The sequence below is a fragment of the Nocardiopsis sp. EMB25 genome (assembly GCF_026797795.1).
Lineage (GTDB): Bacteria > Actinomycetota > Actinomycetes > Streptosporangiales > Streptosporangiaceae > Nocardiopsis > Nocardiopsis lucentensis.
This window is the reverse complement of record NZ_JAMTDN010000001.1, coordinates 4,939,604-4,961,149: the sequence shown is the minus strand read 5'-3', so window position 1 is coordinate 4,961,149 and position 21,546 is coordinate 4,939,604. Positions and strand designations below refer to the sequence as shown.

Here is a 21,546-nt window from a genome sequence, read left to right as displayed (position 1 = left end):
AGAAGCGCCCGGGGGCGCGCTGTTGGGTGTCTGAGGAAGCAACCCTTGGGTTGGTTCCCGCGGACCGCCCCGGAGAACTCTTGTTCTGGTGGTGGGAGACGATGAGTCTTCTTGCTTCTGGTGTGAGTGGTGTTTGGGTATGCGGTTGGTGTTTTGATTTGTGAATAGTGTGCGCGAGCATCTTGTTATCTGTAGTGGCCAAGTGATAGTGGCATACGGTGGATGCCTTGGCACCAGGCGCCGATGAAGGACGTGGGAGGCCGCGATAGTCCACGGGGAGTTGTCAACCGAGCTTTGATCCGTGGGTGTCCGAATGGGGAAACCTAGCCCGAGTTGTGTCGGGTTGCCGCTGTCTGAATGTATAGGGCAGTTGGTGGTGACGCGGGGAAGTGAAACATCTCAGTACCCGTAGGAAGAGTAAACAACAGTGATTCCCTGAGTAGTGGTGAGCGAACGGGGAAGAGGCTAAACCGTGCGCGTGTGATAGACGGCAGTCGTTGCGTGTGCGGGGTTGTGGGGTGCATCTTTTCAGGTCTGCCGGCCTGGAGCGCTGATATCGACGATAGTTGAAGCTGTTGGGAAGCAGCACCGTAGTGGGTGAGAGTCCCGTAGATGAAGTCGTTGGTTAGGTGTTGATGTTCTCCCGAGTAGCGCGGAGCCCGAGGAATTCCGTGTGAATCTGGCAGGACCACCTGCTAAGCCAAAATACGTCCTGGTGACCGATAGTGCACTAGTACCGTGAGGGAAAGGTGAAAAGTGCCCCGGTGAGGGGTCGTGAAATAGTACCTGAAACCGTGTGCTGTCAAGCCGTCAGAGCTGACTTTCGGGTTGGTGATGGCGTGCCTTTTGAAGAATGAGCCTGCGAGTCATGGTGTGTGGCGAGGTTAACCCGGGTGGGGTAGCCGTAGGGAAACCGAGTCTGAAGAGGGCGTTGAGTCGCATGCTGTGGACCCGAAGCGGAGTGATCTACCCATGTCCAGGGTGAAGCGGGGGTAAGACCTCGTGGAGGCCCGAACCCACCAGGGTTGAAAACCTGGGGGATGAGGTGTGGGTAGGGGTGAAAGGCCAATCAAACTCCGTGATAGCTGGTTCTCCCCGAAATGCATTTAGGTGCAGCGTCGCGTGTTTCTTGCTGGAGGTAGAGCTACTGTTTGGCTGATGGGCCCGACAAGGTTACTGACGTCAGACAAACTCCGAATGCCGGTGAAGTGAAGCGCGGCAGTGAGACTGCGGGGGATAAGCTTCGTAGTCGAGAGGGAAACAGCCCAGATCATCAGCTAAGGCCCCTAAGCGTGTGCTAAGTGGGAAAGGTTGTGGAGTTGCTGAGACAACCAGGAGGTTGGCTTAGAAGCAGCCATCCTTTAAAGAGTGCGTAATAGCTCACTGGTCAAGTGGTTCTGCGCCGATAATGTAGCGGGGCTAAAGCACACCGCCGAAGCTGTGGAGCCCAGTCGTTTGGCTGGGTTGGTAGGGGAGCGTCGTGCATCCGGTGAAGCTGCCGAGTGATCGTGTGGTGGAGGGTGTGCGAGTGAGAATGCAGGCATGAGTAGCGAAAGCAACGTGAGAAACGTTGCCGCCGATTGACTAAGGGTTCCTGGGGCAGGTTAATCCGCCCAGGGTGAGTCTGGACCTAAGGCGAGGCCGACAGGCGTAGTCGATGGATAACGGGTTGATATTCCCGTACCCGTGCACGAGCGTCCAGTATCGAGGCGACGGATGCTAACCACGCTGGATGCCTAGGGTCCCTTCGGGGAGCTTGGGTTTTCTGGTCTGGGAACCGATGTTGTAGTAGGTAAGTGATGGGGTGACGCAGGAGGGTAGCTCTACCCGGCGGTGGTTGTCCGGGGGTAAGCGTGTAGGCTGGTGTGTTGGTAAATCCGCGCACCGTGTGGCTGAGACGTGATGCCGAGCCGTTTTTGGTGAAGTGAGTGATCCCATGCTGTCGAGAAAAGCCTCTAGCGAGTTCGTGTGTGGCCAGTACCCTAAACCGACGCAGGTGGTCAGGTAGAGAATACCGAGGCGTTCGGGTGAACCATGGTTAAGGAACTCGGCAAATTGTCCCCGTAACTTTGGGAGAAGGGGAGCCCTGTCTGGTGAAGATCTTTTCGGTCGGAGCTGGGTGGGGTCGCAGATAGCGGGGGGAAGCGACTGTTTATTAAAAACACAGGTCCGTGCGAAGTCGTAAGACGCTGTATACGGACTGACGCCTGCCCGGTGCTGGAACGTTAAGAGGACTGGTTAGTGGGTTTCGGCCCGCGAAGCTGGGAATCTAAGCGCCAGTAAACGGCGGTGGTAACTATAACCATCCTAAGGTAGCGAAATTCCTTGTCGGGTAAGTTCCGACCTGCACGAATGGCGTAACGACTTCCCCACTGTCTCAACCATGGGCCCGGTGAAATTGCACTACGAGTAAAGATGCTCGTTTCGCGCAGCAGGACGGAAAGACCCCGGGACCTTCACTATAGCTTGACATTGGTGTTTGGGATGGTTTGTGTAGGATAGGTGGGAGCCGGTGAAGCTGTCACGCTAGTGGCGGTGGAGGCGTTGGTGAAATACCACTCTGACTGTTTCGGGCATCTAACTTTGGACCGTGATCCGGTTCGGGGACAGTGTCTGGTGGGTAGTTTAACTGGGGCGGTTGCCTCCTAAAGAGTAACGGAGGCGCCCAAAGGTTCCCTCAGCCTGGTTGGTAATCAGGTGTTGAGTGTAAGTGCACAAGGGAGCTTGACTGTGAGACGGACGTGTCGAGCAGGAGCGAAAGCTGGGACTAGTGATCCGGCACCGGCGTGTGGAAGCGGTGTCGCTCAACGGCTAAAAGGTACCCCGGGGATAACAGGCTGATCTTCCCCAAGAGTCCGTATCGACGGGATGGTTTGGCACCTCGATGTCGGCTCGTCGCATCCTGGGGCTGGAGTTGGTCCCAAGGGTTGGGCTGTTCGCCCATTAAAGCGGCACGCGAGCTGGGTTTAGAACGTCGTGAGACAGTTCGGTCCCTATCCGCTGTGCGCGTTGGAGACTTGAGAAGGGCTGTCCCTAGTACGAGAGGACCGGGACGGACGAACCTCTGGTGTGCCAGTTGTCCTGCCAAGGGCATGGCTGGTTGGCTACGTTCGGGAGGGATAACCGCTGAAAGCATCTAAGCGGGAAGCTTGCTTCGAGATGAGGTCTCCTGCCTCCTTTGAGAGGGTAAGACTCCCTAGAGACGATAGGGTTGATAGGCCGGGTGTGGAAGCCTTGTGAGGGGTGGAGCTGACCGGTACTAATAGGTCGAGGGCTTGTCCGCTGCAGATAATTGGGTGTTCGCGCATACTGTTTCACACGGTTTTCCGCTGTGGCTCCTTGGTTCCCTTTGTGGGGGTGGGGGTTGTGGTGGTGTTGGGTTTCCGTGGTGGTTATGGCAGAGGGGTTACACCCGGTAACTTTCCGAACCCGGTCGTTAAGTCCTTGTGCGCTGATGGTACTGCCCTGTGGTGGGGTGGGAGAGTAGGTCGCTGCCACGGTTTTTCTTGGGGGGTCGTCCTTGGTGGGCGGCCCCCTTCTTTTTGCGCCGACCATTGTGAACATGTGAAACCAGTAGGGTTTCCATGAATGTCGCACGCATGTTCTCGGGGCGGCCTCGGTTCCGGCCGGCTCCGCCGGTTCGGAGGCACACGACCGCTACCCCGCGGCCGGTGACCCCGCGAAGGATCCGGAAGACCGGTCCGGTGCATCACGCGCAGCCCCGGGGCGTCCGGCCCCAGGGAGGGTTCGCTGGGGGCTACTGGTCCTCGTCGGCCTCGGGGCTCTCGATCAGCTGCCGCAGCAGCGCCACGAAGTCCTCTTCGCTCATCGCCGACCAGTCCACGTGCTCGTTCATGTTGAGCGATCTCCCCAAACTCCGAGCCGATAAGCCTGCGTAGGCGGGATTCGTTCGAGAAGTCTGGGTTAACGGCACGTTAGCGCAGGTAGCGGCCCTGGCCGGACGTGGACACTACACGTGCTGCTGGAGTGCGCTCCGGCACTCGGGGCAGCGGCAGCGCTTGTTGTAGCCCGTGACGGAGCCGTGCGGGAGGGCGGGGTCGCGCTGCTCCGTGAGGGTGGCGTCCAACTGGTCACCGAACGACTGGAGGATGCGCGCGGTGGAGAAGATCGCCCTGGGCGTGATTCCGAGCTCGGAAGCGGCATCGTCGATGTGCTTCCCCATCCGGAGTTTCGCGATCAGGCGGGAGCGCGTGCTCGGCGGCATCTCGGCCTCAGCGTTCGCGATCAGCTGCTCGGCGTCGTCAATGGGGTAGCTCATGGATGTCCTCTACGTGTGCGGGAACGCGTCTCCATCGTACGCGGTTTCCTCCTGCGACATATGAGGCGCGTGAGGTGTCCTATTTCTAGAAACGCATTGCTAGATGCTAGATGCCGTGTTTCGCTGGGAACACACCTTCACTCTGTGTCATTGGAGCCGTGTTATGAGCAGCCCCACGGTTCGTCGTCGTCGACTCTCCGCCGAACTCCGCCGCCGCCGCGTGGAGGCGGGAATGACCCTCAGCGACGTGGCGGAGGAGCTGGAGTGGTCCCCGGCCAAACTGGGCCACATCGAGACGGGCATCCGCAAGTGGCCCTCGGTGATGGAGATCTCCGCCCTCCTCCGCCTCTACGGCGTCACCGGGGGGCAGCGTGAGGCCATCCTGACCCTGGTACGGGAGTCACGGCTGAGGCCGTGGTGGACCGAGTACGAGGACGTGCTCCCGTCGGCCTACGTGGGTAATGAGGCGGGTGCCGTCGGGGTTCGTGTGTACTCGGGCATCCTCGTTCCCGACCTCCTCCAGGTCCCCGACTACACCGCTCTCGTCGCGCGAGCCATGGGGCACGGTGAGGAGGGGGTGGAGCGGATGGTCGCGGCCTACCTCAAGCGCCAGGAGGTGCTCGAAGGGGGAGGTCTGCTCCGTTACCACGCCGTGGTCGAGGAGGACGCGCTCCAGCGTGTCGTGTCCGATCTCTCGCTGTTTCGGGCGCAGGCCACACGCATGGTCGAACTCGCCGCCTCGGAGCGGGTGACGCTCCGACTCATCCCCACGTCCGCGGGTCCTCACCGAGGTGTCGCGGGGCCCTTCTCCGTCCTTGAGTTCGACGAGGGGGAGGACGCACTGGCGTACGTGGAGGCCACCCAGGGTGGAACGATCGTGGAGGCTGAGGAGGCGGTTGGCTCGTGTGAGCGGGTGTGGTCCGAACTCACCAGGGTCGCGGCATCCCCCGAGACCACCGTCGGCATCCTGCGTCGTATGGCGCTGCTCACCTGAGTCCTCGGTCCGATCCCTTGCTAGTCTCTTGGTGACAACCTCATAAAGTTCTCTGTGGAGCCCCCGCAGTCGGCGGGTGCTCGTGTGTAGGAACCGGATGAAAGGGTCCAGACAGTGAAGAAGATCATCGTTCTGGCGCTGGTGGCCCTCGGGGCTTTCGCCGTCTACCGCAAGATCCAGGCGGACCGCGCCGAGCTCGACCTGTGGACCGAGGCCACGGCGGCCAGCGAGAGCTGATCGCGCGGCGGACGAGCGGGGTGTCCCGCGCTCGTCCGTCAGTGACACGAAGACGTGGGTGGGCCGGTGTACCCGTGGTGCGACCCACGGCTTCGCGGTCCCTGTGACCGGGACCGCCTTCGAATGAAGGTATGCTCTCCTTGGGTTCAGGGGCCATAGCTCAGCTGGCAGAGCGCCGGTTTTGCATACCGGAGGTCAGGGGTTCGACTCCCCTTGGCTCCACTCGAAAAACAGCAGGTCAGAGTATGTGACGGGGACTCCCTACGGGGGTCCCCGTTTTCGTGTGCCAGGGGCCCGGTACGCATTCGGTGCACACGTGCTCCACACCGCGACCGGCCGGGTGCCCCACCGTGGGTCGAGGAACGGGGCTCGCCACTCCGCCTCCCCGGTCGAAGAGCCCGATCCGCGGGCGTCGGTCATGGCGGTGACGCCGTCGTCGGACACGTGCGCCGCCCGCACCGGAGCCGGGGAGCCCTCCATCCGGACGCGGCCCACCCCGGCCACCGGGGCGTGACCCCGCGCGGGGCGAAGCCGCCACGTGGAGCTATTGGCCCTACTCGCCATCTCCGCAGGTGAGAGGGGTCGGGGCGGTCGTCCGGGCACGGGCCTAGGCAGCCGTCGCTTTGTGTACACGGGTTCTAGTCCGATCGGGTGGGGTGACCGCTTCGTCCCGTCCCGCGTGACACTGGGGTGTTGCGGTGAACTCGCAGGTCATCACGGTTGCTGTGGAATGACTTCGGCTCTACCACATGTAGTCACTCTCCGTGTGTGTATGATGACACCTCCCCGAAGTGCAATGGTCCTAGTGGGCCATATGAGAAATAGGCCACTTGGGGACTGTTGGTGAACAGGGACGATCCGTAGTTTCGACACCAGCGACAACGAGGAAGACAGCGCGCCGAAACGACCAACCCCCGAAGACGAGCCGCGGCCCCCCGTCTGGCAGTCCTCGGATCGGCCGCTCCTCCTCCCCCGCCGGCGGTCGCGCCAGCCGGTGGGATTTCCGATCACCACACATGCTGATCTTGGGAGTGGGGCAACATGTGGAATGAGAAGATGGCGGCCCGAGCCAAATGTCGGGAGATCGACCCCGACGCCCTCTTCGTGCAGGGTGCCGCGCAGAACCGCGCCAAACTCATCTGCCGGGGCTGCCCCGTGCGCACGATGTGTCTGGCTGAGGCGTTGGACAGTCGCATCGAGTTCGGTGTCTGGGGAGGCATGACCGAACGCGAGCGCCGTGCCCTGCTGCGCCGGCGCAAGGACGTGACTGACTGGTACGAACTGCTGACCTCCGCCGAGCGTCGCTACGAGGCGGAGCAAGCCCGCAGGGACACGCCTGTCGCCGTACGGAACTAGCGCCGGTTTCCCGGAACGGTCAACGGACGAGGTCGGGGCACCCCCAGGAGGGGATCAGGGGAGGATCAGGGTGTGCCCCGATGTCCGGCGCCACGCGTATGACGCATGATGGGGGGGAGCACGGCACGTGGGAGGACGGCCGTGCCCCCTTCGGCGTTGGGAGTGGGAGTGGCAGTGCAGGACCGTCAGTACCCGATGCGGCGCCCGCAGGAGCAGCCGCAGCTCCGTCTGACGCACGCCGACCGGGACACCGTGGCCGAGACGCTCCGCGAGGCCTACAGCCTGGGGCAGCTGGACGAGGAGGAGTTCGACCAGCGCCTGGATCTCGCGATGCGGGCCAAGGTGCGGGCCGATCTGGAGCCGCTCACCCGGGACCTGGCGCCGGCTCCGGGCGGTGCGCCGAACGCGCCCACGGGCGCCAAGGAGACCGTCGACCCCAGGACGCCGCTGCCCAGCACACCGGTGGAACGCGTGGTCGCGGCCTGCGCCCACGCGGGGAACTACTTCTTCCCGATCGTGGCTCCGTTGCTGATCTTCCTGGCGAGCGACAGACTCTCGCCGTACGTCCGCCGTCAGGCCATGGAGTCGCTGAACTTCCAGCTCTTCTGCCTCATCGCCGGGATCGGCAGCCTGCTGGTCTTCTGGCTGGTCATCCCGCTCCTGGTCACCGTCTACGTGCTCCTGGGCGTGATGATCCTCCCGGCCGTCGCCTCGCTGGCGGCCCTCATGGGGAAGAACTGGCGGTACCCCATGTTCTTCCGCCTGCTCAAGGACGACTGAGTGGAGGGCGCGGGGAGACGCCGCCGCGCCCCCGCGCGTCAGCGGTCGGGGTGCCCGTTCTTCCCGGCCCGCTCGTGGCTCGTCGCGGCACGGACCTTCTCCTTGACCGACCCGGCCTTCTCCTCCAGGTTCTCGCGGGTCTCACGGACCTGTTCGCGGGCCTGGTCGAGGTGCTCCTGCCACTCGGCGTCCTGGGACGCCTGGCGCAGTCGGATCAGCGAGTACACGATCACACCGCCGACCACGGCGGCGCCACCGATCAGTACCGCGCGGGGGACGCGCACGCCCCCGCACAGGAGCTTCCTCCCACGCGGCGCCGGGTGCGGGTCGACCCGGTGCGCGGCCGCGGCGAGCATCCCGGCCACCCGGGGCGCCACCGTGTCCTCGACCCGCTGTGCGGCCGTCTCCAGTTTGGGAGCGGTCCACCCGCGCGCCTGGAGGAGCCTCAGGGCGGCCTGGTCCCGTGCCTGGTCGGCGTACGGGCCGAATCGGTCGGCCTGGTCGCGGGCCAGCTCCTGGAGGCGGACGAGGGTCGCCTCCGCCTCCTTGCGTGCCTTGCGACGCTTCGAAGTGATGGGCACGTCGTCAGCTCCTTCGATCGTTCTCGGTCCCCACCCGGTAGGCGGATGCGCGCCGTGTTATCCGGGTGTTATCTCAACTTACGTCCTCTCCTTCGGGGTTTGGCGTTTCGACACCGGGACGGTCGTCCACAGGTCAACGGGGTTCCGGTGAAGGGATCTGGCCGGACGGGTAACGTAATCACACAAGTACGCTCGACCGAAAGGCACATAGGTGTCGGACTCCAAGGGCCAGCCCACCGCGCGGCTGAAGACCTCCGAAGGAACCATCGTCGTCAGGCTGTTCGAGGAGGAGGCTCCCGAGACGGTCGCCAACTTCATCGGCCTCGCCGAGGGTTCCAAGCAGTGGATGGACCCCGCGACCGGAAAGATGTCCAACGACAGCCTGTACTCGGGCACGATCTTCCACCGGGTCATCGAGAACTTCATGATCCAGGGGGGATGCCCGCTCGGTACCGGCCGCGGCGGCCCCGGTTACACCTTCGGCGACGAGATCAGCCCGAAGCTCCGTTTCGACCGCCCGTTCCTGCTCGCCATGGCCAACGCCGGCCCGGGCACGAACGGCTCGCAGTTCTTCATCACCGTCGGCGAGCCGGACTGGCTCAACGGCCGCCACACCATCTTCGGTGAGGTGGTCGAGGGCTCCGACGTGGTCACGAAGATCTCCCACGTCGCGACCGACCCGGACGACCGCCCCCACAAGGACGTCGTCATCGAGTCCGTCGAGATCACCCGATAGCGGATCCGACGTGCCCAGAGCCCGAGGAGTGAGAACCCGCCCATGACCGCGTCGCCACCGCCCCCCGGCGCACCGCGCACCTGCTACCGGCACTCCGGTCGGGAGACCGGGGTCAGCTGCACCCGGTGCGCGCGGCCCATCTGCCCGGACTGCATGGTCGAGGCGTCGGTGGGGTTCCAGTGCCCGAACTGCGTGGCGGCGGGCAGGCGCGCGACGCGTCCGGCCCGCACCGCCTTCGGCGGCCGGGCCGTGAGCAAGCCCTACGTCACCTGGACGATCCTGGTCCTGATGGCGGGGGGCTACCTGGCCCAACTGGCGACCGCGATGGGGGCGGCCGGATCCTCGCCCCTGGTCTGGGAGTTCGGCATGCTGGGCTTCGGGGTCACCGAGTGGGGGGAGAGGCTCGGGGTCCTGAACGGCGAGTGGTACCGGCTGATCACCGCCGCGTTCCTGCACGGCGGGATCTTCCACCTGTTGTTCAACGGCTACGCGATGTACCTCCTCGGCACCCAGCTGGAACGCTGGCTGGGCCATGGGAGGTTCGTCGCCCTGTGGGTCCTGGGCGCCGTCGCCGGGTCGGTGCTCACCACGCTCGTCGAGCCGCAGGGGTTCGCCGTCGGAGCGTCCGGGGCGATCTTCGCGCTCTTCGGGGCGGTGTTCGTGATCGGCCGCAGGCTCCGGCTGGACCTGCGGATGGTCGGGGCGCTCCTCGCGGTCAACCTGGTGTTGACCTTCGTCGTCCCGAACATCTCCTGGACCGCCCACATCGGCGGTCTGGTGGCCGGTCTGGTCCTGGGGGCGGTCTTCGCCTATCTCCCGGGGCGGGACGCGGGGGCGACGACGCGCACGACCGTCCACACGCTGGTGACGGCGGCCTTCGCCGCCCTTCTCGTGGTCCTGCTGCTCGTCGTCCCAGGACTCCTCTGACCGACGCCGAGCACCGCGGAGGGCTCCCCGTACGGTGACGGGCCCCGGACCTGTGCACAGGTCCGGGGCCCGTCGTGTGTCCCGCGCGAACCGCCACGGGCGCGGACATGCCGAGATCGGCTACCCACAGCCTGTGGATAACCCTGTGGAAACCCTGGGGGGTACGTCCGTCAGTGCCAGCGAGTGGACAGGACGACCGCCGCGATGATGCCGCTGAAGCCGATGAGCAGGTTCCAGTTGTGCCAGTCCTGCATGTACGGCACGTACTGGCCCGCGATGTAGTAGACGCCGATCCAGAGGATGCCCGCGATGAAGAAGCCGAGCATGGTCGGAACCAGCCACCGTGGAGTGACCTTGGGCTTCTCCTTGGAAGGAGGCGGCGTGTAGACGGCCTTCTTCTTGCGGTCGCTGCGGGACTTCGGCACGGGCGCTGCTCCAGATGAGGTGGGCGGTTCGAAACGCTCCACAGTCTACGCCCCGGGGCGCTCCCGCGTCACCGCCGCGCGGACACGATCCTCTCCCCCGCCCGTCCGGGAACGACGAGGGGCCGTGCTCCGAAGAGCACGGCCCCCACTCTCAGACTCCTCAGGGGGTCCGGAAGAAGAGTCCGTCGTCACCGTCACCGGGGTCGCCCGGGCCACCCGGCTGCTCCGGGTCCTCCGGGTCACCCGGCTGTCCGGGCTCCTCCGGATCCGTCTCGCCGTCCGTCGGCGGCTCGGGTTGGGTGGGCGCCACCGCGACGGTCAGCGTCACCACGGTTCCCGGGGGAACCTGCCGTTCGGCCGGGATGGACTGGGAGAGCACCAGGCCCGCCGTGGAGTCCGCGGTCTCCTGCTCGGTGATCTGGGCGGTCAGCCCCAGCTGCTGCAGCGCGGATTCGGCCTGATCACGGGTCATGCCGACCAGTTCGGGCACCTGCACCTGTTCCGGTCCGGAGGAGATGTAGAGCGTGATCTCCGTGTCCGGGGCCACCTCGTCGCCCGCGGGCGGGTCGGTGCCCACCGCGCTGCCCTCGGCGATGTCCCCGCTGGCCCGCTGCTCCACGTTGACGGTCGCGAATCCCTGGTCGTTGAGGGTGCCGCGGGCCTGCGCCTCGGGCTGTCCCTCCACGTTCGGGATCTCCACGGCCTCCGGTCCGGAGGACAGGACCAGGACGACCTCCTGGTTCACCGGATGCGGGGTGTCGGCCTCCGGGTCGGTCTCCAGCACCGTGCCGGGTTCGGCCTCATCGGCCCGCTGTTCGGTCGTGATGTCCTCGAAGCCCGCGCCGGTCAGGGTCGCCCTGGCGGCGTCCTCCGTCTCGCCGACCACGTCGGGGATCGCGACCTCCTCGATGGTCGGCTGGTTCTCCCGGGTGAGCAACCAGAAGGCCAGCACCAGGGAGCCGATCACGCCCACGGCCAGGAGGGCCCACAGCGCGGCCTTGCCCGCACCGCCCTTGCGCGGCTCCTCCTGGTAGCGGTCGTCGTAGTCGTCGTAACGGTCGTAACCGTCGTCGTAGCCGTCGTACCCGCCGCCGTTCGCGGGTGGCAGGGCGGTGGTCGCGCCCGCGGCCGCCATGGCCATCGTGCCCGCCTGCGTGGGCATACCCGCCAGGCCGCGCTGGATGTCCGCGCGCATCTCCGCGGCGTTCTGGTAGCGCTCCTCGCGGTCCTTGGTCATGGCGCGGAGGGTGACGTCCTCCAGCCAGTCCGGGACCTGCGGGTCGACCTCGGTCGGGGGGACGGGCTCCTCACGCACGTGCTGGTAGGCGATCGACACGGGGGAGTCCCCGGTGAACGGCGGCCGGCCGGTGAGCAGCTCGTAGAGCACGCACCCGGTGGAGTAGATGTCGCTGCGCGGGTCCACCCGCTCGCCGCGCGCCTGTTCCGGTGACAGGTACTGCGCGGTGCCGATGACCTGGGAGGCCTGCGTCATGGTCGCCTGGTCGTCGCCCATCGAACGGGCGATGCCGAAGTCCATCACCTTGACCTCGGCGTTGCGGGTCAGCATCACGTTGGCGGGCTTGATGTCGCGGTGGACGATCCCGTTGTCGTGGCTGTACTCCAGCGCGTTGAGGATGCCGTCGACGAGCTCGGCCGATCGCTCCGGCAACAGGCGCCGGTCGTCGTCGAGGAGTTCCTTCAGCGTGCGTCCGTCCACGTACTCCATGACGATGTACGGGATCGACACCCCGTCGACCACGTCCTCGCCGGTGTCGTAGACCGCGATGATCGCCGGGTGGTTCAGTGAGGCCGCGGACTGCGCCTCGCGGCGGAACCTGGCCTGGAACACGTGGTCGCGGGCGAGGTCGTGTCGGAGGGTCTTGATCGCGACGAGCCGGTCGAGCCGGAGGTCGCGTGCGCGGTGGACCTCGGCCATGCCGCCGCGCCCGACGACGGTGTCGAGTTCGTAGCGTCCACCAAGGAGCCGGGGCTGGGACATGTCGTGTACTAATCCTCGTGTCTTCCGGTGGCCGCCCGCGGGCCGCCGCCTACCCAGAGCGTCGTTCGCTCATTTCCTCGTCATGGTTCCGTCGGGGGCGTGGTGTCGCCACCGTCGCCGCCCGGGTCGTCTGTGGGGTCCTCACCGCCACCGTCGTCACCGCCGGTGTCGCCGCCGTCGTCCGCGGGGGGAGTCGTGTCACCGTCCTCCACGGGTGTGGACGGTTCGTCGGGAACCTCGTCGGTCGGTTCATCCTCCTCCGGGCTGGGGTCCTCCTCCTGAGTGGTCGCCTCCGGGCCGGTGGTCCACTCCGTGCCGGGTCCGTCGTCCACGGGACGCTCGGGTGCGCCGTCCCGCTCCTCCGTCGCCTCCGAGGGCGCGGGAGGGGACGGCTCCGACGTCGCCGGAGGCTCGACGGAGTCGCGTACGGGGTCGGCGGTCGACGTCCCGTTGTACAGGAACCCGGCCACCACGGCGGCCGCGACGACGAACATCGCCACGACCGCGGCGAGGACGACCGGGAGACTGACACGCCGTCGGGACGCTCCCGACAGCCTAGCCGAGTCCCCTTGATCACCAGGGGTTACGATCTCTTGGTCGGCGGTTCGCCCGCGCACGGGACCGGTGTCGGGGACCGCGCCGACCACGGCCGTCCGGGCGACGGATCCGAACCCGGCGGAGGGCGTCGGCGGACCGGTCCCGGAGTTCGAGCGGATGACGGCCGCCATGTGCGCCACCTCGCTCGCCGAGGCCGGGCGCTCGTCGGGGTCCTTCAGCAGCAGGGCCGACACGAGGTCGTCGATGTCGGCGGGGATGTCGTCGGGCAGTTCCGGGGGCTCGTCGCGGGTGTGGGCCAGGGCGAGCGCCACCGGGTTGTCGCCCGTGAACGGCGGTTGGCCCGCCAGGCACTCGTAGGCCACCACACCGAGCGCGTACAGGTCCGAGGCCGCGCTCGCGGGACGCCCGGAGGCCTGTTCCGGCGAGATGTACTGGGCGGTCCCCATGACCATGCCGGTCTGAGTGAGCGTGACCGACATGTCGCCCCGGGCGATACCGAAGTCGGTGAGTTTGATCTGGCCCTCGCCGGTGACCAGCAGGTTGCCCGGCTTGATGTCGCGGTGCACCACACCGCGCGCGTGCGCGGCGGCCAGGGCCTGGGCGGACTGGCAGACGAAGTCGAGGGTCCGGTCCGGGCTCAGGCGGCCCTGCTCGCGCAGCAGTTGGGAGAGCGGCTCCCCGACCACGAGTTCCATGATGAGGAAGGCGCGCCCGTCCTCCTCACCGTAGTCGTAGACCTGGGCGATCCCCGGGTGGGACAGGCCCGCGGTGATCCGCCCCTCGGTGCGGAACCGCTGCCGCGCCGTCGGCTCCGCCATCTGGGAGGGGTGCAGCAGCTTGACGGCCACCGGTCGGTTGAGCAGCGTGTCCGTCGCCTTCCAGACGGTGCCCATGCCGCCCGAACCCACCTGTTCCTCCAGGCGGTAGCGGGAACTCAGAACGGTCCCGGTGAGTCCACCGGGACCTTCCGAGGGCTCGTAGGCGCTCACTCCGTTACCACTGCCTCCATCATGGCGCGCGCGATCGGCGCCGCCAGGGTGCCGCCGCTGCCGCCGCCGTGCTCGATCACGACCGCGACCGCGACCTCCGGGTCGTCGGCCGGAGCGAACCCGATGAACCAGTTGTGCGTGCCCTGGTCGCCGCCGGTCTCGGCGGTACCGGTCTTGCCCGCGACCTCCATGCCGGGGATCGCTCCGTTGGTTCCGGAACCGCCCGGGCCCGTGACCAGGACCATCATGTCCTTGAGGTCCTGCGCGGTGCTCGCGCTGACCGCCTGGGAGAACGTCTCCGGCTGGGTCTCGGTGACCACGGACATGTCGGAGTCCAGCACCGAGTCGACCACGTAGGGGCGCATCACCTCGCCGCCGTTGGCCACGCCGGCGGCCACCATCGCCATCTGCAGCGGCGTGGCCTCGACGTTGGACTGGCCGATGCCCGCGCGGCCGAGGATGCTGTCCTCGGACTCCGGAGGCGCCAGACTTCCGGTGACCGGAAGGGGGATCCGCAGCTCCTCGCCCTCGTCCGGGTTGAATCCGAACGCGGTCGCCTGGTCGGACAGGGTCTGGCCGCCCATCTCGATCGCCCAGTTCGCCATGGAGGTGTTGCAGGAGATCTGGATCGAGTGCGCCAGGGTGTCCGGCTCGCCGCCGTTGCACGTGCCGCCCGGTGTGGCGTTGGGCAGCGGGGGGCCGGTGGGGAACTGCAGGTTGTCCGGAGCTTCCTGCGTGCTGTCGGGGGTGGCGTCCAGGTTCTCGATCGCCGCGGCCGCGGTCACCACCTTGAACGTCGACCCCGGGGGGTAGCGCTCGTTGAGGGCGCGGTTGAGCAGGGGCTGGCTCGGGTCGTTCTCCAGCTCCTGGAAGTTGGCGACCGCCGTGTTCCGGTCGGTGACGCTGGCGACGTCGTTGGCGTCGAAGGTCGGGTAGGAGACCGCGCCGAGTACCGCGCCGGTGCTCGGGTCGAGCGCCACCGCCGCGCCCTGGAAGCCGCCGTTCTGGAAGCCGTTGTAACCGGCCTCCTGGACCGCCGGGTCGAGCGTCAGCTGAACCCGGGCGCCCTCGGGGTCGCGGCCGGTGATGATGTCGCGGAAGTTGCGCACGGCGAGCCGGTCGTCGGTGCCGTCGAGCAGCGAGTTCTGCGCCCGCTCGATGCCGGTGGTGCTGTACACGCTCAGGACGCCGGTGATCGGCGTGTACATGCCGCCGCCGGTGTACTCGCGCTGGTAGAGGGGGCTGGTGCCGTCCTCGGCGACGTCCTCCGAGAAGGCGACGCTCTCCCCCGCGATCTCGATGGGGCCGCGCGGCTGGCTGAGGTACTCGCTGTACTGGCGTTTGTTGAGCGGATCCTCGATCAGGGCGTTCGCGCGGAACCCCTGGATCCAGCTCAGGTTCAGCATCAGGATGGCGAACAGCGCCATCGTGAAGATGCTGAGTCGGCGGATCGGAGTGTTCATCGTCTGATCACCTGGGTCGCGCCCTCGTCCTGAATCGCTTGCGGTGCCGGCCTGCGGGCGATGTCGCTGATGCGCAGCAGGATGCCCATCATGATCCAGCTCGCCATGAGAGCCGAACCGCCGGCCGCCATGAAGGGGGTGGTCGAACCGGTCAGCGGGATGACCCTGGTCAGCCCGCCCAGGACGATGAAGACCTGGTAGGCGAGGACGAAGGCGATGCCGCTGGTCAGAAGCTTGTTGAACGGGATGGTGGACGCCAGGGCGATCCGCATGCCGCGCTCCACCAGGAGGAACAGCACGATCAGCACGCTGAGCAGGCCGGTCAGACCGAGCTCCTCGCCGAGGGAGGCGAGGATGAAGTCGCTCTCCGCGGCGAAGATCTGGTCCGCCTCACCGCCGCCGAGGCCGGTGCCGAACAGTCCGCCGTAGCCGAGTCCGACGATGCCCTGGACCAGCTGCTGGCTACCGCCGATCGCGTCGTAGACCTCCTGGTCGAAGGCGTTCAGCCAGATGTTCACCCGGGCCTGTACGTGCCAGAAGAGGAGGTAGGCGAGGGTGGCGCCGCCCATGAACAGGACCAGTCCGATGGTCACCCACGAGGAGCGCTGGGTGGCCACGTAGAGCATGGCCAGGAAGGTGCCGAAGAGCAGCAGGGAGGTGCCCAGGTCGCGCAGGAGCACCAGCATGCCGATGGCCATCACCCAGCCGACGGCGATCGGGGCGAGGTCGCGCCCGCGGGGCAGGTCGATGATCTTGAACCGGCCGACCTTGATCGGCTTGCCGACGATCGCCAGGACCTGCCGCTTGTTCATCAGGTAGGAGGCCAGGAAGATCACCAGCGCGATCTTGGCGAACTCCGAGGGCTGCATGGTGAACGGCCCGAGTTTGATCCACAGCCGGGCGCCGTAGACCGCATAGCCCAGGCCCGGGATGGCGGGCAGGAGGAGCAGGACGATCGCGACCAGGCCGCTGATGTAGGTGTAGCGCTGGAGGACCCGGGGGTCCTTGAGGAAGATGATGATCAGGAAGCAGCAGACGAGCCCGATCCCGGACCAGACGAGCTGCATGCCCGCGCCGGCGCGCTCGATGTCCTCGGCCTCGACGGCGGCCAGCCGCCAGATCATCGCGACCCCGATCCCGTTGAGGAACAGGGTGCAGGGCAGGATCAGCGGGTCGGCGTAGGGGGCGAAGAACCGCATCGCGACGTGGGCGGCGATGGCCAGGACGCCGAAGGTCAGGCCGACGGTCCACATCGCGGAGGGAATGCGGCCGTTCAGGTTGAGCCCGGCGATGGCGATCCCGGCCATGGTGATGGCGATGGCGACCGCGACGAGGACGAGCTCGGCGTTGCGCCGCTTGATCGGGGGGAGTGCCGTGGGCGCCTCCGCGGTGGCGGTGCTCAAGGGGTCACCCCGATTCCTGGGTCTCGGTGGTCGCGGAGCCGGAGTCCGTGGACCCTGCCTCGGTTTCGGCGCCCTCGGTGGGCTCCGCGCTCTCGTCGGCCGTCCCGGTGTCCTCTGATCCGGTGTCCCGCGGGTCCTCCCGGTCGGTGTCGTTCTCCGCGGCCTCGGCCAGGTTCTGGTTGAGGTCCTCGATCCGGCCCCGGGCCTCCTCCAGACTCTCGACCGGGATGGTGTTCTGGACGGTCGAGCGGTCGCCCTCGCTGAGCTCGTCCATGCGGATGTCGGAGGCCTCGATCTCCTCCGACAGGCTGAAGCCCGCGATGTCGGTGTCGATGCCCTGGTAGATGCTCACGGTGTCGCCCGAGGCGGAGGGACCCACGTAGAACTGGCTGTCGACGTACTGTCGGCCGAAGTAGTAGGCGACGCCCGCCACGAGCGCGACGATGACGAGGAAGGCCACGACCACCGGCCACCACCGGCGCGTACGGTACTCCGGTTCCGGCTCCTCCGGGCCGCGTCCGCGCCCGCGCCCCCGGGCGGGCCGGTCGTCGAAGTCGTCGTGGGGCTCCTCGTAGGGGCCGGAGTAGCCGGGCGCGGCGACATCCTCCACCCGGTCCATCTCCGCGGTGTCGCCCCCGGAGCCACGCAGCTCCTGCGCCCGTCTGGCGGGGGTGTCGCCCGCCTGCTCGTCGACCTCGGACCGCTGGTCGGCCGCCCCGACCACCTGTGGTTCGGCGGTCGGGCCCTCGCGGTCGGTCTCGGTCTCGATGACGTCGGCGATGACGGCGGTGATGTTGTCCGGGCCGCCGCCGCGGATGGCGAGTTCGATGAGCTTCTTCGCGGCCACGCGCGGGTCGGCTTCGGTCGCGAGCGTCTCGTGGATGGTCTTCTTGGTGACCACCCCGGACAGTCCGTCCGAGCACAGCAGGTACCGGTCGCCGGGCTTGGCCTCGCTGATGGAGATGTCCGGGTCGACCGGGCTCTTGCCGTCCAGGGCCCGCAGGATCAGGGAGCGCTGCGGGTGGGTGGCGACCTCCTCCTCGGTGATCTTGCCCTCGTCGACGAGGGTCTGCACCAGGGTGTGGTCGTGGGTGATCTGCTCGAAGCGCGGTCCGCGCAGCAGGTAGGCGCGTGAGTCGCCGATGTGGATCAGTGCCACCCGGGGACCCGACCACAGCATCGCGGTCAGGGTGGTGCCCATGTTCTCGAGCTGGGGCTCGGCCAGGATCCGCCGTGACAGGGAGGCGTTGGCCTGCTCGACGGCCCGCTGGAGGGACTCGGCCATCTCCTCGGTGCCGTGGGGCTCGGTGTCGAGTCGGCGGATCGTGGAGATCGCGATCGAGCTGGCCACCTCACCGCCCGCGTAGCCGCCCATGCCGTCGGCCACCGCGAGGAGGTGCTGGCCGGCGTAGCCGGAGTCTTCGTTGCCTTCGCGGAGGCATCCTACGTCGGAGTACGCCGCGTATCGGAGAGCGATTGTCATTTGCGCAGTTCCAGGACGGTCTTGCCGATACGGATGGGCTGACCCACCGTGATGGGCTGGGGGCGGTTCAGCTTCTGCTGGCCGAGATAGGTGCCGTTGGTGGAGTTGAGGTCCTCCACGAACCAGCGGCCGCCCTCGGAGTAGACACGGGCGTGGCGACCCGAGGCGTAGTCATCGGTGATGACCAGTGTCGAGTCGGGTGCGCGGCCGATGAGGATCGGTTGGGACGCCAGGTCCACGGTGGTGCCGGCGAGGGGCCCCTGTGTGACCGCCAGGACCACGGGGTCGTTGCGGCGCTGCCGCTGGGGGCGCTGCTGGCGGGCCGGGGCGGGCCGGGACGGAGCGCCGCCGGACGCGGGCCGTGCCTGGGGACGGGGCCGTTTCTTCCGGCCCTTCTTCTTCGACGGGCCGAAGAGATCGGTGCTGATGACCCCGACCGCCATGAGGACGAACAGCCAGAGCACCGCAAGGTACGCGATCTTGATCAATATGAGGGTCAAGTTGGACATCGAACCGCTCTTCAGCCCCTGTCGTGCTCCGGCCGGGGTGACGGTCGTCGGCGCCGCCACCGAGTCTGCCTCACCTTCGGGTCGGTGAGTTGTCATGGTCGCTGGTCCACGGCCCCCGAGGCCGCGGCCAGTCTGCCCGATCGGTCAGGTCTTCGCGGGAGACTACCGTCCCGGACACATATCCGACAGCGGTACCGCAATCGGCCACCACCGGATTTCGACCAGTCAGACGTCGGTGGGACGGGGTTGGTTTCGATCCCTCCGGGTCTGATCGGTCGAACTCCCGGTCGGGCCCGGTCAGTCGCGCCTGAACGTCATGGTGGTGCGGCCGAGACTGATCCTGCTCCCGTCCACCAGACGGGCCTGCCTGACCTGCTGGCCGTTGACGAAGGTCCCGTTGGTGGAACCCTTGTCGACCAGGATCGCCTCGTCGCCGTCCAGGTGGATCTCCACGTGGTGGCGGGACACCCCGTTGTCCACGAGCCGCAGGTCGCAGTCGGTGCCGCGGCCCATCAGGGTGACGGGGGTGGTGAGCTCGAAGGACTGCTGCATGCCGTGGCTGGCGATGCTTCCCTCGGCGGTGGCGCCACCGGGGGAGATGAGCAGGCGCGGACGCCCGGCCTGGCGTTCGCCCCCGGTCGCTCCGGGATCGCCGACCGGCTGCCGGACCTCGCCCTCCCCGCTGACCACGGGACCGCGGACGACACCCGACCGGATGCGAAAGCGCCCCGTCTTGAGGCCCTCGTCCGACCGGAAGTGGACGCGGACCGGGCCGACGAAGGAGTATCCCTGCTCCGTCGCGTAGTCGCGGGCGAGTTTGGCCAGTTCCTGTCCGAGACTGTCGGCGTAGACCTCCAAGCGCTCCCTGTCGCTGGCTGAGAGCTCGACGATGAAGTCGTTCGGGACGAGTGTGCGTCCCTGAGCGACGATCGCGGCTCGTTCGTCCATCTCCCGCTGAACTGCGCTCGCCACCTCGACGGGTTGGAGCTCAGACTTGAAGGCCATCGCGAAGGTGCCTTCGATCATGCCCTCAAGCCTGCGTTCGAAGCGTTGGAGCACTCCCACGAGGTACCTCCCTTGTACTCCACTCCGTATGTGTAGACGATCGTAACCGGGTCGGGGTGCCCCCGGATTCAGGCGCACCCCCCGGCAGGCGTGCTCGGAGCCGGTCATGGGCGGACCGGAAAGCGTGTGCGAACCGCGTTCAGACCGTGCTAGCCTTATCCATGTCGCCAGGCGGAACGGGCCGAAAAGGCCCCAACCACCTGGCAATACAACTGGATGAAGGTCACCCGGGCGGGTGGCGGAACGGTAGACGCGCACGGTTCAGGTCCGTGTGTCCGAAAGGACGTGAGGGTTCAAATCCCTCCTCGCCCACAACATACCCGGTGGGGATCGCTCTGCGGTCTCCACCGGGTCTCTTTTGTGCGCGGGGTCCGGCTCGGAGCGGCCGCGGGCCAGGTGGCACACTGCGGACGTGAGCATCATCGAACGACTCCACGCGATCGGACGCCCGCTGGTCGACGAGCAGCTGGCCCACCCCACCGTCGCCGGGATCGCCCGGGGCGACCTCGACGAGCGCGCGTTCCGCTACTGGCTGGAGCAGGACCACCTGTACCTGCTGGACTACGCGCGCGCCTTCTCCCGCCTGGCCTGGCAGGCGCCCGACGACCACCTGGCCGATCTGGTGGGGATCGCGCACAGCACGCTGAACGAGGAGCTGGAACTGCACCGCTCGCTGTCGGGCGAGTTCGGCGCGGACCTGACCACGAAGGAGAAGGGGCCCGCGTGCGCGGCCTACACCTCGTGGTTGCTGGAGGCCGCCGCCGACTACCGGGACGGGCTCGCCGCCGTGTACCCGTGCATGTGGGGCTACAACCAGCTCGGGATCGAACTGGCCAGGTCGCGCCCCGACGACCCGCGCTACGCGCGTTGGGTGGACACCTACGCCGATCCCGGGTTCACCCGGCTGACCGAGCACTACGGGCGCAGGTTGGAGGAGGCCCGGCCCGACCCCGAGCGCGCCGAACGCCTCTTCCTGGAGGGCATGCGCCACGAGGTCGCCTTCTGGGACACGCCCTACGCGCCCTGAACCGCGACGCGGGGAAAGGGAGGAGGGGACCGGCGCGCCAGCGACCGGTCCCCTCCCGCATCCCTCCCGGATGGTTCCTAGGGGTTCAGGACGGTGCGCACGTCCTCGAAGCGGTCGATCTCGCAGCCGCCGTTCTTGTTGAACTCGGTGTCGATCAGGACGTCGTCGACGTGCCCGGTGACGTTGACGACCTCGGGGCCGCCGTACTGCTCGGTGCACATCATGTTGGTGGTGTCGAGAAGGAACGGCTCGGTGCCGACCTCCTCGATCTCGGCGCACGCGGCCTCGGGGTCGGGGTGGTTCCCGCCCACGGGGGAGCACGTGAGCGTCCACGTGCCCTCCGAGTAGCCGGCTTCGGGCGGTGAGTGCTGCTCTTCTTCCAGAGTGCGTTCGATCACCAGGGAGACCGCGGCGTCCGGGTCGGTGTCGACGGGCATCGGGTCGTCGGTGCCGTTCGCGTCCCCGGTGCCGTCGGGGGATTCCTCTGGGGACGTGTCGTTCTCGGAGGGGTCGGCGGGGGGAACGGTGGGGTCGGACGGGCTTGAGGTGTCGGGCGCGCCCGCGCTCACCTCGTCGGGCTCGTTGCCGCAGGCCGTGATAAGAAGCAGGCCGAGGGCTGCGAGTGCGGCGAGGCGGGTCGACGGGGCCGTCACCGAGGGGTACTGAGCCATACGCCTTGGACGCGGCGCGTGTACGCGCGGTTCCCGCGTCGACGCGATTTCCTCGAAGATTTTT

General features: G+C 67.2%; 18 protein-coding genes, 2 tRNA genes and 2 rRNA genes. 11 read left to right on the top strand and 11 right to left on the bottom strand.

Annotated elements, in window-relative coordinates; genetic code table 11:
- Window positions 1-195 precede the first annotated feature (195 nt).
- Window positions 196-3,284: ribosomal RNA gene (locus KIK06_RS21870) — 23S ribosomal RNA — on the top strand.
- A 100-nt stretch (window positions 3,285-3,384) separates the two neighbouring features.
- Window positions 3,385-3,500: ribosomal RNA gene (rrf, locus tag KIK06_RS21865) — 5S ribosomal RNA — on the top strand.
- A 470-nt stretch (window positions 3,501-3,970) separates the two neighbouring features.
- On the opposite strand, the gene KIK06_RS21860 is transcribed toward rrf, so the two are convergent.
- Window positions 3,971-4,279: a hypothetical protein gene (locus tag KIK06_RS21860; RefSeq protein WP_017601456.1), complete on the bottom strand. Its 309-nt coding sequence runs from the start codon at window positions 4,277-4,279 to the stop codon at window positions 3,971-3,973.
- A gap of 163 nt (window positions 4,280-4,442) precedes the next feature.
- On the opposite strand from KIK06_RS21860, the gene KIK06_RS21855 reads away from it, so the two are divergent.
- The 5 genes from KIK06_RS21855 to KIK06_RS21835 all read left to right on the top strand — a co-directional run bounded on the left by KIK06_RS21855 (window position 4,443) and on the right by KIK06_RS21835 (window position 7,646).
- Complete coding sequence (locus tag KIK06_RS21855) at window positions 4,443-5,273, top strand: helix-turn-helix domain-containing protein (RefSeq protein WP_083924339.1); 831 nt, start codon at window positions 4,443-4,445, stop codon at window positions 5,271-5,273.
- A 114-nt stretch (window positions 5,274-5,387) separates the two neighbouring features.
- Window positions 5,388-5,510, top strand: a complete 123-nt coding sequence (locus KIK06_RS21850; RefSeq protein WP_014912962.1) for a DLW-39 family protein — start codon at window positions 5,388-5,390, stop codon at window positions 5,508-5,510.
- A 149-nt stretch (window positions 5,511-5,659) separates the two neighbouring features.
- Window positions 5,660-5,732, top strand: a tRNA-Ala gene (locus KIK06_RS21845).
- An 819-nt stretch (window positions 5,733-6,551) separates the two neighbouring features.
- Window positions 6,552-6,866, top strand: coding sequence for a WhiB family transcriptional regulator (locus KIK06_RS21840; RefSeq protein WP_026128107.1), 315 nt, complete (start codon window positions 6,552-6,554; stop codon window positions 6,864-6,866).
- 168 nt (window positions 6,867-7,034) lie between these two features.
- A complete protein-coding gene (locus KIK06_RS21835) occupies window positions 7,035-7,646 on the top strand; it encodes a DUF1707 and DUF4870 domain-containing protein (RefSeq protein ID WP_327084659.1) in 612 nt (203 codons plus the stop codon).
- A 38-nt stretch (window positions 7,647-7,684) separates the two neighbouring features.
- On the opposite strand, the gene KIK06_RS21830 is transcribed toward KIK06_RS21835, so the two are convergent.
- Window positions 7,685-8,227: a hypothetical protein gene (locus tag KIK06_RS21830; RefSeq protein ID WP_017601459.1), complete on the bottom strand. Its 543-nt coding sequence runs from the start codon at window positions 8,225-8,227 to the stop codon at window positions 7,685-7,687.
- A gap of 211 nt (window positions 8,228-8,438) precedes the next feature.
- On the opposite strand from KIK06_RS21830, the gene KIK06_RS21825 reads away from it, so the two are divergent.
- Together KIK06_RS21825 and KIK06_RS21820 are read left to right on the top strand one after the other, a co-directional pair.
- Entirely contained in the window at window positions 8,439-8,963 is a 525-nt protein-coding gene (locus tag KIK06_RS21825; RefSeq protein ID WP_268644903.1) for a peptidylprolyl isomerase, read from the top strand.
- A gap of 42 nt (window positions 8,964-9,005) precedes the next feature.
- Window positions 9,006-9,890: a rhomboid family intramembrane serine protease gene (locus KIK06_RS21820; protein ID WP_193789794.1), complete on the top strand. Its 885-nt coding sequence runs from the start codon at window positions 9,006-9,008 to the stop codon at window positions 9,888-9,890.
- A 170-nt stretch (window positions 9,891-10,060) separates the two neighbouring features.
- Here KIK06_RS21820 and KIK06_RS21815 read toward each other — a convergent pair whose 3' ends face one another.
- From KIK06_RS21815 to KIK06_RS21780, 8 genes are all read right to left on the bottom strand, one after another.
- Entirely contained in the window at window positions 10,061-10,315 is a 255-nt protein-coding gene (locus KIK06_RS21815; RefSeq protein WP_017601462.1) for a cell division protein CrgA, read from the bottom strand.
- A 160-nt stretch (window positions 10,316-10,475) separates the two neighbouring features.
- A complete protein-coding gene (gene pknB / locus KIK06_RS21810) occupies window positions 10,476-12,314 on the bottom strand; it encodes a Stk1 family PASTA domain-containing Ser/Thr kinase (protein WP_268644902.1) in 1,839 nt (612 codons plus the stop codon).
- 80 nt (window positions 12,315-12,394) lie between these two features.
- Window positions 12,395-13,861 carry a serine/threonine-protein kinase gene (locus KIK06_RS21805; RefSeq protein ID WP_268644901.1) on the bottom strand — a complete coding sequence of 489 codons (1,467 nt, stop codon included), beginning with the start codon at window positions 13,859-13,861 and terminating at the stop codon, window positions 12,395-12,397.
- A complete protein-coding gene (locus KIK06_RS21800; RefSeq protein WP_268644900.1) occupies window positions 13,858-15,324 on the bottom strand; it encodes a peptidoglycan D,D-transpeptidase FtsI family protein in 1,467 nt (488 codons plus the stop codon). The genes KIK06_RS21805 and KIK06_RS21800 overlap by 4 nt, the downstream gene beginning before the upstream one ends.
- On the bottom strand, window positions 15,321-16,727 hold the full coding sequence (locus KIK06_RS21795) for an FtsW/RodA/SpoVE family cell cycle protein (RefSeq protein ID WP_017601466.1): 1,407 nt from the start codon (window positions 16,725-16,727) through the stop codon (window positions 15,321-15,323). Before KIK06_RS21795 ends, KIK06_RS21800 begins: the two co-directional genes overlap by 4 nt.
- Before the next feature lie 4 nt (window positions 16,728-16,731).
- Complete coding sequence (locus KIK06_RS21790) at window positions 16,732-18,210, bottom strand: Stp1/IreP family PP2C-type Ser/Thr phosphatase (protein WP_268644899.1); 1,479 nt, start codon at window positions 18,208-18,210, stop codon at window positions 16,732-16,734.
- Complete coding sequence (locus KIK06_RS21785; protein ID WP_169548904.1) at window positions 18,207-18,719, bottom strand: FHA domain-containing protein FhaB/FipA; 513 nt, start codon at window positions 18,717-18,719, stop codon at window positions 18,207-18,209. Before KIK06_RS21785 ends, KIK06_RS21790 begins: the two co-directional genes overlap by 4 nt.
- Window positions 18,720-19,016: 297 nt before the next feature.
- Entirely contained in the window at window positions 19,017-19,784 is a 768-nt protein-coding gene (locus KIK06_RS21780) for an FhaA domain-containing protein (RefSeq protein ID WP_442789787.1), read from the bottom strand.
- 229 nt (window positions 19,785-20,013) lie between these two features.
- Here KIK06_RS21780 and KIK06_RS21775 point away from each other — a divergent pair.
- Together KIK06_RS21775 and KIK06_RS21770 are read left to right on the top strand one after the other, a co-directional pair.
- Window positions 20,014-20,096: transfer RNA gene (locus KIK06_RS21775), tRNA-Leu, on the top strand.
- Between the two features lie 100 nt (window positions 20,097-20,196).
- A complete protein-coding gene (locus tag KIK06_RS21770; RefSeq protein WP_268644898.1) occupies window positions 20,197-20,811 on the top strand; it encodes a TenA family protein in 615 nt (204 codons plus the stop codon).
- A 77-nt stretch (window positions 20,812-20,888) separates the two neighbouring features.
- Here the strand turns inward: KIK06_RS21770 and KIK06_RS21765 are convergent, their stop codons facing one another.
- Window positions 20,889-21,482 (bottom strand): SSI family serine proteinase inhibitor, encoded by a 594-nt coding sequence (locus KIK06_RS21765; RefSeq protein WP_268644897.1) that lies wholly within the window; start codon window positions 21,480-21,482, stop codon window positions 20,889-20,891.
- Window positions 21,483-21,546 lie beyond the last annotated feature (64 nt).

Bases quoted from the DNA above. Each gene is read 5' to 3' on its own strand.
- KIK06_RS21790 (WP_268644899.1), bottom strand. From the start codon at position 18,210: ATGACAATCGCTCTCCGATACGCGGCGTACTCCGACGTAGGATGCCTC.
- KIK06_RS21855 (WP_083924339.1), top strand. From the start codon at position 4,443: ATGAGCAGCCCCACGGTTCGTCGTCGTCGACTCTCCGCCGAACTCCGC.
- KIK06_RS21800 (WP_268644900.1), bottom strand. From the start codon at position 15,324: ATGAACACTCCGATCCGCCGACTCAGCATCTTCACGATGGCGCTGTTC.
- pknB (WP_268644902.1), bottom strand. From the start codon at position 12,314: ATGTCCCAGCCCCGGCTCCTTGGTGGACGCTACGAACTCGACACCGTC.
- KIK06_RS21765 (WP_268644897.1), bottom strand. From the start codon at position 21,482: ATGGCTCAGTACCCCTCGGTGACGGCCCCGTCGACCCGCCTCGCCGCA.
- KIK06_RS21785 (WP_169548904.1), bottom strand. From the start codon at position 18,719: ATGTCCAACTTGACCCTCATATTGATCAAGATCGCGTACCTTGCGGTG.
- KIK06_RS21840 (WP_026128107.1), top strand. From the start codon at position 6,552: ATGTGGAATGAGAAGATGGCGGCCCGAGCCAAATGTCGGGAGATCGAC.
- KIK06_RS21860 (WP_017601456.1), bottom strand. From the start codon at position 4,279: ATGAGCTACCCCATTGACGACGCCGAGCAGCTGATCGCGAACGCTGAG.
- KIK06_RS21820 (WP_193789794.1), top strand. From the start codon at position 9,006: ATGACCGCGTCGCCACCGCCCCCCGGCGCACCGCGCACCTGCTACCGG.